This window comes from Bacteroides gallinarum DSM 18171 = JCM 13658 (assembly GCF_000374365.1).
GTDB classification, from domain to species: Bacteria; Bacteroidota; Bacteroidia; order Bacteroidales; family Bacteroidaceae; genus Bacteroides; species Bacteroides gallinarum.
In genome coordinates this window covers 30,233-44,608 of the sequence record NZ_KB894136.1, presented here as the reverse complement: position 1 = coordinate 44,608, position 14,376 = coordinate 30,233, and the positions used below count along the sequence as shown (strand labels likewise).

Here is a 14,376-nt window from a genome sequence, read left to right as displayed (position 1 = left end):
GTTTTATTATTCGTAATTATAGTTCAGGACAACATTGTCTATTTTGAGGACACTGCCCACAACGCGGTCTCTTACTCTGGGGCTTGAATTATAGCTTCCTTGCGAAACATGCATAAGCGTGTAATTTGTATTTACACCCGACTGGAACCGTATGCTTATATAGGCAATCTTCCGTTGTAAGTCGGTATAGTTTATTTTTAATGTGACTTTTGTATATTCACTGATTTCCGTTGTAATATTGTGCGATATGTCCGTAGCTATCTTATTTTTGTCATTGTCGTAAATGGATATGGTTATAGGGGCATAGTCTCCTGTTATAGGGGCGTATTTGCAATCGAACGATATGGAAAGAGGTCTTGAGGTTATGGGAGTCATATCTGTATAAAGCAATCCTATACATTCCCGATGACTGGATGATAACCAGTTGCTGATAATCTTGTTGGAACTTATAGTCCCTACGTACCAGCCTGTGATTTTATCGTTATAGAATGCCAAAGTGGATATTTCCGCTGCACTTGCCGATTGGATATCGGTATCTATGGCTGATACATCGGAGGTGCTTTGGGTTCCTGCACACCACCTCCAATAAGTTCCTATATTACTGGTTGCATGGGTTGTTGCACCATTTAGACCTTCGGTATTGTTGGTTTCCCATATATGATTGGATTGGCTTCCTAAAAAATAGTCGTAGAAGTAATCATCATATGCTTTTGCAAATTCTACTTTTTCCCATGTCTCCATATCTCCATTCTCCAATTGCCGGGCTTGTTCTGTCGTTACAATCTGCGCATTGGAACAGGTAACAGCCCCGAAACGCGAACGGATAGTGTATCGGCTGCCGGGGATAAGCTCTTTTATAACGGTTTTTCCATTGTCGTGGACGGCTTGTATCCAGTTTGTCCCGTCCGACGAAGCTTCGTACACGATATTAGCCAATACCTTTTCCGTCATTTCCGGTTTGGAGCTCATATCGGCTGCCGTCATGGGGGTAATGTATATGAATGTGCTCCATACGTCTCCTTCCGCCTGTTCCGGCAGGGTGAACGAGGGCAAGTCCGGATTGCAGTTCAGTGTATAGCGGTTGGCTGCAAGTACTCCCTTCAGTTCCCAGGAGTTCGATTGGGCTTCGTTCAAGGCATTTGTCCCTGATAGCGTCAGTGTATAATCCTTGCCTGCCGGTACGAAGAAGTCGGTATTGTTGGTTATTTCCTGCGTCGTTGTTCCGTCGGAAACCTCTATCTTGTATATACTGTACTGCTCGAGCAGCTTGTCCGTTATTGCCGGATGTACGATTGCGCACGATAGTTTTACAGAAAGGCTTCGGACTATCTCCGTAGTCTTTACAATTTGGAATTCCTCGGTTGCGGCATATAGGTAAGGGGCTGTTCCCATAGTTTCCGTTCCGTACGATGCTTCTAACCGGTAGGAACCTTCGTCCAATACTAATGACGTAAACTCTCCCGTCCGGTCATATACGGTTTCTCCCGTCTGCGTGTCGGTTACCCGGTATGTCAATTCGGAGGCTGCCGGTGCTGTAAAGGTGCTTGGGGTACGGGTGATTACTTCCGTAGAGGCTTCTACCGAAATCTCTACATCTTTCAGCACGAGCCGTCCTTTGCCTTTGCCCGGAGGCTGCAAGCTGTCTTTCTGGCAGCTTATGCTCCCGAAGAACAGGCACAGTATCAATATGTATCGCATTCCGTTTCTCATATTCTCTTATTGTCAGTAATCATAATCCAGGGCGAACTCGTCTACGCAGAGCGTACTCCCTCTGCCGCCTACGAAGTAGTCGCCGTATTTGCTTGCGGAGCATACGATGACGATGTAGGTGGGTACGCGGTCGGTGGCACGGTACTCCAAATTCAATTCGAACTTCTTGTATTCCGTAGTCGTAGTTCCGTTGTACAGTTCGGCATAGGCAATGACATGTTCGTCGTTCTTGTCGAACAGCTTCCGGTTTTCCGGGCGGGTACGTATTTCTATCGGCTCGTTCCAGTCGCCCAGGGCGATGTAAATGGCGCATGTGTCGGGCACCCCTTTGTAGGCCTGGAAACGCGTATAGTCCTGGCTGCCTTCCTTGGGCAAATCGGTGATAGGCGCGGTGGTGTATTTGTAGTATCCCCTTAGCTTCGTGGGGCGTCCCGTAAACGGCTGGCCGAAGTCTAAGATGCCGTTCGTGCCGTCTACCTTGACGAATTTACCTGTAAACAAGTTGCCGGCGGCAAATTTCACGATTACGTTCTTCGATTCCAGTCTGGCTGCCTTGCCGCTTCCTGTGGCCGTGTCGTCGGTAGAGGTGGAGTTGCTTTGGCTGGCGGTTGTTACGCCTGTATTGCCGGTGTCCCAGAACGGCGTGCTGTTCTCCTCCCACGGGTTAGCCACTTTGCCGTCCATGCTCCAGTAGTCGAAGGAGGCGTTGGGCAGTTCTACGGCGGTTGTAGTGGTAAAGGTCTTTTCCGTACTTACGGAGGTTCCCGAATAGGCGCGGCAGGCATAGGTCGTAGAGGCTTTGAGGTGGGGGATACGGGCGGAGAAGGTTCCGCCGGTAGTCATCATATAGGAGGCATCGACTTTCTGCCATTCTCCGGTGGCTTCCTCGCGTATTTCGAAACCGTTGTCTTCGCCTTCGAGCCCTTCTCCGTACAGCCAGGCTACATTGACCCAGCCGTCTGCCGCCGTCAGCTTAACGGCATCCGTCTCGAATACGTTGAGCGTCCACTCTTCCAGTATATCCCGGTAGGTGACGATTACGATTTGCGGCTGCCCGCCCGTGAAGTTCATTACCGCAGAGCTGCCGTCGTAGCCGTGTATGGTGGAGCCGGTAGGCCCTAACTTTAATTCCTTGATTCTGATTTCGGACAAATCGTGTTCTTTGCTTACGTAGGCGATAGCTCTCCGCTCTTTCTCGCTTACGTAGAAAACGGCTTCGCCGATTTGCCCTTCCACCACGAAACGACGGTCGATAGGTTGCTTGGCTATGATTTCCCACGGATAGTTCTGGTAGAGGGATAGGATAACCGTTTGGGGATTTGTCAGGTCGAAAGTGGTATCCGGGCGCAGGATGCTCCTTGCGCCTTCCGTCATTTCCACTTTCTTGATATATACTTTTTTCATGTTTACGGTGTCGGCCAGGGTTACCGTCACCGTGCGGTTCTCCGTGCTGATAACCGCGCCGGCGGTCTGCCCCTCTACTTCGAGCGCGGTGATGTCGAGCTTTATAGTGGGGTAGGGCACATTGTTCTCGATGCACGAGGCCAGCAGGCTTGCCAGTGCCAGGGACAGTCCGGTTGTATATGTACGTATTTTCTTCATTGATTTTACAAGCAAAGTGTAATTCCTATATTGATGTTGAACAGGTTGATTTTGAAGTCTGCACCGCTGGTATTGCGCTTTCCTACTTCGCCTTCATTGTTCTTTTGTTTCTCTATCCTGTACTTGAATCCGACGACGCCGAACGACATCTCGGCACATACATTCTCCATTATGAATACGGCAACGCCGGGGTTCAGCCCCAGGTGTATCTCGTGTATGGTGGTTTCCGTGCGTTTCAATGTTTCGTCCCTTCCGCGGGTGAAGGTGCTGCTTCCGTTGGTGTAGGAGAGCGAGCTTTCGTTGAAGAAGCCGAAGCGTTTGCCTTTATCCAACCCTACGTACGAGCGGTGGAACAGGGCGATGCTGTACGAGTCTTCCGAGTAGCGTATGTCTTTGAGGTCGAAGCTCAAATCGTCGTCGATGCTCAGCGATATGTTGCCCAGGTCGGCTACGGTGTGGTTATAGCCGGTTTTCAGCCCGATTACGATGTTGTCTTTAAAGGCGTAGCCTATAAACGGTTTGACGGACAGTGTGCGGAAGTTGCAATCGAAGTCTTTTATCAATGAAAAGAGCATCCGGCTGTCTTCGCCATCGTAGTTTATATAGGAGAATGTCAGCCCGCCCACCCATTTCTTTTTGGGGATAAAGCGGTAGTTGATAATTCCCCGGTCGAAGCGTCCGACTGGTTTGGTATAGATAATCTCCGAGCTGTCCGGTCGGGTTGCTTCTGCTGCCGGCCGCCCGATGTATATCGTGTCGTGTACGTAAACCGTGTGTACCCGTATCGAGTCTTGCGCTTGGGGCATTGCCTGCCGCATTTCTTGTGCGCCGGCCGCTCCCGTGCCCGCCATGATGTACACCATATATATAAGTAGCTTCTTCATCCTCGTTTACAGATAAAAGGCCAGTCCCAGCCCTATGGAAAATAAGTTTATCTTGAAGTTGGCGCTGTTCGACGAGTGTTCGCCTTGGTACACCTGGTTCGTAACCTGTTTGGTTTTGCTGAAATTCAGCCCGAGCACACCGATACTGACTTCTACGGCAGTATAGTTGTTGATGAATGCAACGATGCCTGGAGCTGCTCCGATGCTCATTCCGGTGGTAGTGGCAAAAGTGCCGGTAACGGATTCGTCTTTTCCGTTTATCACCCTGGACTGGCTGCCCGACCATTCCAATTGGGTTTCATTGAATAGTGCGAACCGCCTGCTTTTGCCCAGGCTGATGTAGTTGCGCAGAATCAGCATGCCGGAATATGTATGTTTCAACTGATACAAATCGTTGATGTCGAACTGGTTGTCGTCGTCGATGTTCAGCGTCAAGCCGTCTAATTTTATCAATGAACGGCTGTATGCGAACCGGCCGCCGGCTGCCATGTTGTCCTTAAATGCATAGCATACCAGGGGGCTGACCTTGAATGTATAGCCGTCGGACTTGAAGCCGTCGATAATCAGGAACTGGTAGTTGTCCTCGGTATGTTCGGAGTAGGATATCGAGCTTCCCGCTATCCACTGTCCCTTAGGCACGAATGTGCTTTGTTCTATTTGGCGCTTGAACTCCTGCGCCCGCACTTTGCCGCATACGATAGCTGCCAGGGCTAATGCTATGATGATTGCTTTTTGTTTCACTTCACGGATGATTTTATTCGTAAACTAATTCAAGGTCGTCGAGCCACATCGTACTTCCTGTTCCGCCGCTGAAATAGTCGCCGTATTTGCTGGATGAGGCTACGATGATGATAGCTGTCGGTTTCCGGTTGGTATAACGGTAGTCGACCGGGATGTCGAATTCAATCATTCCTTCTCCTTCCGTCGAGGCAGTGAAGTTCTTTTCACCGTAACCTATGATGTATTCGCTGTTTACATCGAACAACTGGGCTTGGGACAGGTTTTTGTAGTTGGTCTTGACTACTACCGGCCATGTTTCTCCGCCGTAAGTCTCGCCCGGCCAGTTGCCCAGCACGATAAAGATGCTTCCTATGTCCGGGTCACCCTGGTTGATGAATTCGCATTTATTGTTGTAGTTTACCGTATTGGATAGGTAGCGTATATATCCGCGCAGCGCTGTGGGGCGGGAGGCGAACGGACGTCCCCAGCCCAGTACGCCGTTCCCGACGACACCGTCCATGTTGGTAGCCAGGTATTTGCCGGAGAATATGTTGCCGGCAGCGAATTGCCCGATGCCCAACATGCTGGCGAACTTGGATTCCAACTTGGCTGAGTAGTTGCCGCTATGCGCTACGGAACCGTCTGCGGTAGTGATGTCCGTACCGGCCTTTTGCGAACCGTGGTTGCCGGTATCCCAGAACATCGTTCCGCCGGATTCATAGACGTAGGTGGGTTTGGAACCGTGCCAGTTCTCGAACCCGGCATTCGGAAGCTGGGCTGCCTTTTCGGTCGTGAACCTGCAAACTACGGAGGAGGCTTTTGGGCCGGCTACCGCTACGTATTCGTAGGTGGTGGCTACTTTTAATCCGGTGATTGAGGCTGTCATTTCCTTACCGTTTAGCGTAGCGGGCGCTTCTTTCCATGCAGATGAGCCGGCTGTCCGGTAACGGAATATCAGCGGGTCGGAAGTGTCTTTCATCAGACCACCCCGCAGGACGGCTTTCGAAGTCCATATATCGCCCTCTGCGGCATCTTTAGTCAGCACCACCGCATCGGAGGCGGATATGGCGAGCACTCTTTCGTTGGTACGGCCGCGGGCGTCGGTTGCATGCAGTGTTATGTTGTAAGTTCCTTCTTTTCCGGTGATTTTCTTCATCAGGTCGTCGGAGAAGGTTACGCGTGTAATGCCCACGCTGTTGCCGGCGTTGTATTCGGATTTGAATGATAGCCCGGCGGTTTCCAGGCGTCCTCTTTCCATTTCCGTCAGTTTCATAAGGTTCATCCGGGCGGGAAGCCCGCATTGCGTGAATTGTTCGCAGTGCATGGACAGTTCGTTGAGCACGGATGTGGCGGTTACTGTGTACGACAGCTCTTTGCCCATACCTACTTCATAGAATGCGGACGATGTTATGTCGAAGTCCTCGCCGCGGAAAACCGGGCGTTGGTAGATTTGCACTTCGTCGGTAATCTCCCTTATCGGGTTGGCATTGACGCTGATTTCTACCGTGCCGCCGCCGTCCTTGTAGTCGGTCGGCACGAAGTTGAAGAACAGGTCGTAACGGTAGGCGGGTTTTACGTCCAGAATGCTCTCTTTCCTTGTGTAGCCCGTGCCGTCGGGCATAGTGGCTTCCAGATGCCATAGCAGCTTGTTGTCGTCTGCCGGCAGCATGTAATAGCCGATAGAGTCTTTGCTTTCGGGAAGGTAGTCCAAGCTTCCGCCCGTTGTGGAAACCGTAACTTTATAAGTCTGGAAAACGGAACTCAATGTTTCATCGTACCGTACTGCCACTACTGTATTGGCTATACCGCAGGTCAGTTCCAGGTTCGTGGTTTCTCCGCTGTTGATATCGAAGGGGCGTTCTTCCTTATAGTATATGGTTTCGAAGGATGCGGGAACCGAATCTCCTGCCGTTACCTGCGCCGTGTAGCTTCCGGCAGCGAGGTAAAGGGCTTCCGGAAGTTCGTCCGTTCCCTCATAGCGGCGGACGGTTCCCTTTCCGTTGAGGATGCCGATTGTACAATGGCGTTGCAGGGAGTCTTGCAGCTCGTCGGTCATGGTGCGGGTAGTGACTTTCACCCGGTCGGTAACGCCGACTTTCAGATGAAGTGTCCCTTCCCCGCCCAGGGTATCCCTCTCCGTACAGGCGATGAATGAAATCAGCGCTATGGATAGCAGGTGGTATTTAAAGTATTTCTTTGTCATCGTGTTTTGCTTAATTTACGATAAGCGCCTCTTTGTCATCGTACTTTGCTCAATTTACGATAAGCGCCAGGATAGCGGATGCCGTATTTCCTTTGTTGTCCGTAACTTTCAGGGTAAACCGGTGAGTGCCGGGGAAGCCTGTCAGCAGTCCGGTGAATCCGCTGATATCGAAATCGATGTCGGTCTGGCCGGTTACTGCGTCTCCGTAGGGCAGGCCTAAGTTCTTAAGCGTATCGGTTAACGACCCCGGATTTGCCAAATCGAAATTCGTAAGTCCCAGGTCGGCAATGGCACCTGCAAAGTCGGTACTGCCGGAGGTAATCCCTATTTCCAGGTTCCGGATGCCTTCCGGCACTGCGATTTTTACGATTACGGGATAGGGGTTGTCCATGGAAGTGCCGGGCGGTATGGTTATGCTCTTGGTGATGTCGAAGCCTTTGCCGGTGATAGTCGGTTGGGTTGCGGGACCGGGTTCCGGTTCCGGATTAGGGTCGGGGTCGGGGAGGGGCTCCTCGTTGCCCGGGTCTATGGTAATGTCTTTCTCTACAACTTCGCACGTGGCATCTATCTGTATGTCGATTTTTCCAATCTCTCCGTTGTCGCCGTCGCCGTCGCTGTCTTGTTTCAGCGAATATTTTATGATGCGTTCTTCACCGGGCAGCACGTCGATGAATGCTTTGGACATGGTTACTTTCTCTCCCTGGACGGTTGCATTCAGGTCGGCAATGAGTATGTTGGTTTCACCGATAGACTTGAAATAGCCGGCGCGTGTTTCGTCTTTCGCGTATTCCAGACGTCCTTCACCTATGGAAACGTTGACTTTGGAGTCGTCGCCCAACAAGTTTTTGAGGTCGTTTTCATAGGATATCCTTACTTTGATGTTGTTCAGGGAACAAACCAACTCTTTCAAATCGGTTACTGTATTTTCTTTTATCTCGAAGTCTTGCTTGGAAAAGTAGTAGGGCTTCTCGAACTCTGCCGGCTGTACTTCGTGAGACATTGCCGTGATGCTGTAATGGCTGACTTTTAAAGTGAATATTTCGGGTATCTCGTTGTATTTCCATTCCTGCACCATTTTCCCTTCCTTATCTATATCGTAAATGCGGATAATGAAATCGTCCGTGCCGACTTCTGCACGGGTAACAGTGGCGGAAGCATGTTCGTTTACCGAAACTTTGAGGGTGGACAGCCCTATTTGTCCTTCGGCACGGTTGTCTGTGTTACCGGAAACTTCCGGGTCACTTCCCCATTGCTCGCGGTTGCAGGACGGGAGCGCAAGGATAGCAAAAAGGACGAGGGTAAATAAGGTGATTGGCTTCTTCATATTCCGTTATTCGTATATAAGTTCTAAATCGTCTATTTTGAGGCGGCTGCCTAAGTGTGTAGTCCAGCCTGTTGCACAGTCCGTCAGGTCGATAGTTCCGGCTTTCTGCAAGTCGTCGCTGGTAAAGGAGGTCTTGGTAGTCGACAGGATATCGACGTATATGCCGGTGGCTTTTTCCATATGGCCGTTATAGTCGAGGGTGATGCTTCCTTCCCGGTATTCGGTGTCTGCGGTGCTTGTGGCATCCGGTATGTACGAGCCGCTTGCAATGACTTTACCGTTGCTGCGTATCTCTATCTCGACCTTGAAATTATCTGCCTGGTAGGGGGTGTATTTATACCAGAATTTCATTTCACGAGGCCGGGAGGCGAAAGCGTGTCCCGTGGTTACGGTTTCTTTTTTATCGTTCCAGTTATAGGTTCCTATAAATAAACGTCCGGCTCTTGCGCTTTGGGGGTACATGGAGCTGGGGGTGCTCGAATATTCCCCGCCGGAGCCGGCTGTATGAATTTCAGCCGCTTTGTTACCGCTTTTGGCATCTTTCACATAGATTACAGCGGGGCAGGTTGTCGTTTGTACGGGGGCTACGGTCCATGCCTGGGAGTATTTGTTGTTCGTATTCCACCATATGTCGGTGGCATCCTTACTGTAAGGGTAGTAGAAGTAATGGGTGAAATTACCGAACGTCCCGGCAGACCACCGCGTGTCGGAGTCCGTGTACCATTCTTCGAAGCCGGAGTTGGGTATCTGCAAAGCTTCTTCCGTTTCTAAGGTTACTTCGTTGTTGACGGTAATCGTGTTGGTTCCGCCTATGGTTGCTTTAAAGGTGTAGCGGGTGTCGGGTTCTAATCCGGTAATCTCGATTGTGTTCTTTACCTTCTCCTGTACCGGAGAGAACCAGTCCCCTGTTTCTTTCCTGCATTGTACGGTGATGTCTTTGACTGTTTTCAGGAATTCCGTTGTTCCGTCCGTGTCTCCGGTCAGGTAGATTGTGGCCGACTTTGCCCAGACGTTTCCTTCGGGTGCGGATAACGAGCACGAAGATTCGCCGATTTCTACCGTTACGGTCTTTTCCTTGTCACCCGCAATTACTTTCAGTTGTTGTGGTTCTTGCAGGCCGTCCTTGAATGCAAGCGTTACCTGATGTGTGTATTCATCGCTTTTCACGTTCGTAGGGGTTAGGGATTGCCAGTAGCCGTATGCCTGGTATCGGTATTCGACCCGGGAGATGTCTCCTTTCAGGGTAACGGTCAATAGTACGGATGTGCTGCCGCGCCCTGCATTCATGGGCTGCGCCACGTCGAATCCGTTGGATAGGGACTTTATTCTGAGTATTAAGGGTTCTTCGTTTACTTTGCCGAGTTTGTCCGTTGCAATCAGAGTGAATGTATTTTCTGCCTCCGTTTCCGAGTAAGACAGGTTGGCTAATGCTTTGGTGAAGTCTACTACCGCCATTTTATCGATATTGGCGCTTAATCCTTTTAATGCCAGTCCTAAATTTTGTAAGGTGGCAAGGATACTCGGGTCCGGTTCGGCCAAATCGATTTCGGCAGGCCACCCTTTGTTCAGTAAAGAAGGGGAGTGAGTTATCAACACGCATTTGGATATTCCGCCGCGGGCTGTCAAGAGGGCTGACAGGGTGGATTCGGGTTCCGTCCATTCTATCAATTCCCGGGTTACTCCCGGTTCGAACCCCGTCGGGGTAAAGAACGGGGCACGGGTATTTAAAGCCTCGTCCGATATGTCGATAGTTACCGGCACTCTTTCCGTTTCGTCCGTGAAGGATATGTGCAGTTCCGTTCCGCCTGCTTTCACATCGAATTTCAAGCGGTAGTGCTGGCGTGCCTTGGCGTTATCTATGGTGGCGGCTTCGAATGTAACCTTGCTTCCTTGCTGCTTGCTTCCGGACAGGTAGACAGTGATTTTACCCGGTTTTACATACGCAGCCCGTGTTTCGTCCTTATCGAATGATATATCCGGGCTACCGGCAGGACGTATGTTTACAGTATAGTCTGTGAAATACTCTTTGAAGAGGTCGGTATATTCCGTTGTAATCTTCACATTGGCAAGATAGCAGGTAACCGATACATCCGTGCTTTCATTCTTTTTGATAGAGAAATCTTCCGTGCCTTCGTAATACGGCGCATCGAAACCTTGCGTCTCTATGTTCCCGTAAGCGGCTTTTAGTGTGTAGTTACCGGCAGGCAGCTCTGTGCCGTCTGTAAAGTCGGCATATTTATCCCATGAGAGCTGTACATTGTTATTTTGGAGAACTGCAACAGAGAAGTCGTCGGTATCGGGTAGCGCTGCTTCGCCTGCAGCAACGCGTGTGACCGTTCTTTCCACACTTGCATCGGCGGTCAGTTTCAGATTAATCTTGCCTCGGTTCGATATTTGTCCGTCATCCCGTTCGCATCCCGATAATGTGATGCTTATTACTGTAAACAGGGTCAGAATGGTGGTGTATATTTTGCCCATTGACACTACTTAATTATTTTTTTTACCTGTTAAAACTCGAAACCTGTTTGCAAAGATATAAAATCCTGACGATAAAGTAACGGTGTAAGGCTCTCTTTTACAGCGATAAATGAAAAATGGGACATCATTTGTCCCATTTCCTACAAAAAAAGAAGAGTTGATAAATGTATTTTTTAGCTTATTTTTAATAATCGGATGTCAAGGTTCGGGCAGCAATACTACTCCTTGTTTTTTCTTTCCGTCCATTTTGGCTGTTACCGGATGTCCGAAATGTACGTGGCGCAGGTAATCGGTTTCATGCACGGCGGGTTGTGCGTTCAGGAAGTCCTGATTGTATACACCGTCGTTCATGAATGCATTGATAGTGAAGTAACCTACTCCGAAAGAGGTCAGGTTCTGAAAAAAGTGCGTTCCCTGGCTGGGGTCGACACGGTAATTTGTCAGCCCGGCTTCTACGATGATACGTGCTGCGCTGATATGAGGCCATTTCACGGGGATGCCGAGCCATGAATCGCTGCTGCCCCAACGTCCCGGGCCTATCAGGATGTAGTTCTTTCCTTCGTCGAGGAATTGCTGGTTCAGCTTCTCTATCTCCCAGGCTATTTCTTGGTTGTGGGAGGCGCTGTAATTGTCGGTCTTTACGTAGATTACGTCTTGCAGTTCGTTCATTATTCCGTGTCCCAGTGAATTGTTGGAACGGAGCAGTACCTTTTCGTCGGGGATAGCCGTGAGGTCTTCATCGAGCATTTCCTTGCTGTCGACAATCGGACGGATTTGAAGCAGGTAGAATGTACCGGTTTTATCTTTTTCACGGCTCATGGTGGCTGCGAATTCGATTTCTACGGGACGGCGCATTTCCTGCTGCCCGTATTTCAGCGCCAGTTGCAGGATGCGGGGAAGCGGGAATACGTCGTGCTGGAGGATATTGGCGAAGGTGATGACCTTGCGGCCGCCCGGATATAAGCCGTCGCGGATTATCTGGTCGTATGGGTCGTAAGTGGAAGCGATGTAGTTGAGCGAACCGTCTTTTTCGGCTTCTTTTACGTGCAGCTTCAACAGGTTGAAACCGTCGTCGATAGAGAAGGCATGACCGGCATTGCGCAGGTCGAGCGCATAGAAACGGGTCTGGGTTTCTTTGAGCGCAATCTCCATTTCGCTGGTTTGCAGTACCTGGTTGGGGTGGTAGGGAGAGAAACGGAGGGTCATGCCACCGTCTACGATATATTTGCCCAGGCCGAGTGCCAGGTTTACGATGCCTTCTTCTGCCTTTTCGTCTCCGATAGGGTAGTAGTTGAGCGAGCGCGCTACCCCCGACATGGAGGGATAATAGCGGTCGCCATATTGGTTGCCGACCACTTCCTGCAGGATAACGGCCATTTTTTCCTGGTCGATGACGTTGCTCGTGGCTTGCATGTAGGCTTTGGAATCACGGAAATATACAGAGGCATATACTCCCTTGATAGCGTCGCTGAGCATACGGAGCATTTCATACTTGTCGTCCAGGTAAGGAATCATATAAGTATTGTATATGCCGGCGAATGGCTGGTAATGGGAATCTTCCAGCAAGGAGGACGAACGGATTGCGATAGGCGACTTTACTACGTCGAAGAAAGTAAAGAAGTCCTCGACCAGCCGGTCGGGTAGCTTGGCCTTCAGGAAATAGCGCAAAATCAAGTCGTCGTCTGCATCGGACAAGGCTACCTGGTACAAGTTGTTGGTATCCATGAATTCGTCGAATACGTCCGTACAGAGTACTACGGTCTTGGGTATGGCGATGCGGGCATTTTCGAATTCATCGAACTCCGGGTGATGCTTCACCATATTGTCGATGAATGCCAGGCCGCGCCCTTTGCCGCCTAATGAACCGTCGCCGATGCGGGCGAAATTCGAATAACGGTCGAAACGGTCGCGCTTAAAGACTGCCACCACACCCTGGTTTTTCATCTTGCGGTATTTCACGATTGCTTCGAAGATGATTTTACGGTGTGCATCTACGTCCTGCAGGCTGTTCCATGTAATCGGTTTCAGGAACTCGCCTATGGGGAACATGGCGCGCGAATAAAGCCAGCGGCTGACGTGGTTGCGGCTGATATGGTAAAGGAACGATTCCGCCGGTACGGCGAAAAGGATGTTCTGGAGTTCTTTCAGGTTCTTGACACGGGCAATCTCTTCCATAGTATCGGGATTACGGAAGATGAAGTCGCCGAAACCGAAGTTGTCCGAAACGATGCGGCGTAAGTCTACGTCCATTTTCTTGGAGTTCTTGTCAATAAATGCCGCATCGTATTTGGCTGCGTATGAGACATTCTCCGACTCGGAAGATTGGATAATCAATGGAACGAACGGGTCTTCCTTACGTATGGCTGCACATAGCTTTATGCCTGCAAGTGCATCTTTCTCGCCCCGTTCCACGCGGGGAAAACGGACGTCTGTAATAACTCCCAGTATATTGTTCTTGTATTTTTCGTATATGCTGATTGCCTCGTTGTAGGTACGTGCGAGGACTATTTTAGGACGCCCCCTCATGCGTAGTGTGCGCTGGTGGGCATTCAATGCCTCGGTAGAGAATTCCTGGCTCTGCTTCAATACGAATTTGTAGAGGTTGGGCAGGATAGAGGAATAGAAACGGATGCCGTCTTCCACCAGGAGAATGACCTGTACGCCGACTTCGCTTACATCGTGTTCCAGGTTCATCTTATCCTCGATTAGCTTGATGATAGATACCAGCAAGTCGGTATTTCCCAGCCAGCAGAAGATGTAGTCGAACGGACTGAGGTCTTCGTTGGCGATGCGCTTGGTGATACCGTGGCTGAACGGCGTCAATATTACCATAGGAATATGCCCGTATTGCCCTTTGATATTCCGTGCCACGTCGAACCCTTCGTTGTCTCCCGTACCCGGCATGCATATGATAAGGTCGTACGGCATGGACGACAGTTGCGCCAATGCTTCCTCGTAGGTGGATACCTGTGTGAAACGCGGCGGGTAACGCAGGGAAAGAGACGTATATTCGTTGAAGATTTTTTCGTCGATGCGTCCGTCGTCCTCCAGCATGAAAGCATCGTAAGGATTGGCGATTAAGAGCACGTTGAAGATACGCCGCGTCATGAGGTTGGCAAATTGCGTATCCTTGAAATATAACTGGTTTAATTTAAACTTGCTAAGCATGTTCTCTCATGGTTTATTCGTTCGGAGGACAAAAGTAACAATTAAAATGAAGAAAGCGGAAGGAAGGATGAAGAATTAGGCTGTACGCGCGGGTGTATCCCGCAGGGCGATTCGTTATCCTCCGATTTCTCTTTTTTCTCTAATCTGACGTTTTATTATTATTTAATCAAAATATTATCATAAAGTTTAGGTGGTTTGAAAAGTTTTCCTATATTTGCAGTGTAATTCGTTGACATTTTGTCCGGAAGACAATTAGCTGACGAGGTAAAAACCTTTAAAACGTAATA

General features: G+C 49.9%; 8 protein-coding genes. All 8 read right to left on the bottom strand.

All coding sequences use genetic code 11. The features are described from left to right. Positions 1 to 6 precede the first annotated feature (6 nt). On the bottom strand, positions 7 to 1,710 hold the full coding sequence (locus C233_RS0113115; RefSeq protein WP_025068829.1) for a DUF4493 domain-containing protein: 1,704 nt from the start codon (positions 1,708 to 1,710) through the stop codon (positions 7 to 9). Between the two features lie 12 nt (positions 1,711 to 1,722). After that, positions 1,723 to 3,312, bottom strand: a complete 1,590-nt coding sequence (locus C233_RS0113110) for a PCMD domain-containing protein (RefSeq protein ID WP_018668027.1) — start codon at positions 3,310 to 3,312, stop codon at positions 1,723 to 1,725. Positions 3,313 to 3,317: 5 nt separating this feature from the next. After that, positions 3,318 to 4,196, bottom strand: a complete 879-nt coding sequence (locus C233_RS0113105) for a hypothetical protein (RefSeq protein ID WP_018668026.1) — start codon at positions 4,194 to 4,196, stop codon at positions 3,318 to 3,320. A 6-nt stretch (positions 4,197 to 4,202) separates the two neighbouring features. After that, entirely contained in the window at positions 4,203 to 4,937 is a 735-nt protein-coding gene (locus tag C233_RS0113100; RefSeq protein WP_018668025.1) for a hypothetical protein, read from the bottom strand. A gap of 13 nt (positions 4,938 to 4,950) precedes the next feature. Then, entirely contained in the window at positions 4,951 to 7,119 is a 2,169-nt protein-coding gene (locus C233_RS0113095) for a DUF4493 domain-containing protein (RefSeq protein WP_018668024.1), read from the bottom strand. Positions 7,120 to 7,168: 49 nt separating this feature from the next. After that, complete coding sequence (locus C233_RS0113090) at positions 7,169 to 8,443, bottom strand: DUF4493 domain-containing protein (protein ID WP_018668023.1); 1,275 nt, start codon at positions 8,441 to 8,443, stop codon at positions 7,169 to 7,171. 6 nt (positions 8,444 to 8,449) lie between these two features. After that, positions 8,450 to 10,921 carry a DUF4493 domain-containing protein gene (locus C233_RS0113085; RefSeq protein ID WP_018668022.1) on the bottom strand — a complete coding sequence of 824 codons (2,472 nt, stop codon included), beginning with the start codon at positions 10,919 to 10,921 and terminating at the stop codon, positions 8,450 to 8,452. Positions 10,922 to 11,119: 198 nt separating this feature from the next. Then, the gene (locus C233_RS0113080; protein WP_018668021.1) at positions 11,120 to 14,089 is read right to left on the bottom strand and encodes a PEP/pyruvate-binding domain-containing protein; all 2,970 of its coding nucleotides are present in this window, start codon (positions 14,087 to 14,089) and stop codon (positions 11,120 to 11,122) included. Between the last annotated feature and the right edge of the window lie 287 nt (positions 14,090 to 14,376).

Excerpts from the sequence above, each read along its gene's own strand:
- C233_RS0113115 (WP_025068829.1), bottom strand. The coding sequence starts at position 1,710 with ATGAGAAACGGAATGCGATACATATTGATACTGTGCCTGTTCTTCGGG.
- C233_RS0113110 (WP_018668027.1), bottom strand. The coding sequence starts at position 3,312 with ATGAAGAAAATACGTACATATACAACCGGACTGTCCCTGGCACTGGCA.
- C233_RS0113105 (WP_018668026.1), bottom strand. The coding sequence starts at position 4,196 with ATGAAGAAGCTACTTATATATATGGTGTACATCATGGCGGGCACGGGA.
- C233_RS0113095 (WP_018668024.1), bottom strand. The coding sequence starts at position 7,119 with ATGACAAAGAAATACTTTAAATACCACCTGCTATCCATAGCGCTGATT.
- C233_RS0113090 (WP_018668023.1), bottom strand. The coding sequence starts at position 8,443 with ATGAAGAAGCCAATCACCTTATTTACCCTCGTCCTTTTTGCTATCCTT.
- C233_RS0113085 (WP_018668022.1), bottom strand. The coding sequence starts at position 10,921 with ATGGGCAAAATATACACCACCATTCTGACCCTGTTTACAGTAATAAGC.
- C233_RS0113080 (WP_018668021.1), bottom strand. The coding sequence starts at position 14,089 with ATGCTTAGCAAGTTTAAATTAAACCAGTTATATTTCAAGGATACGCAA.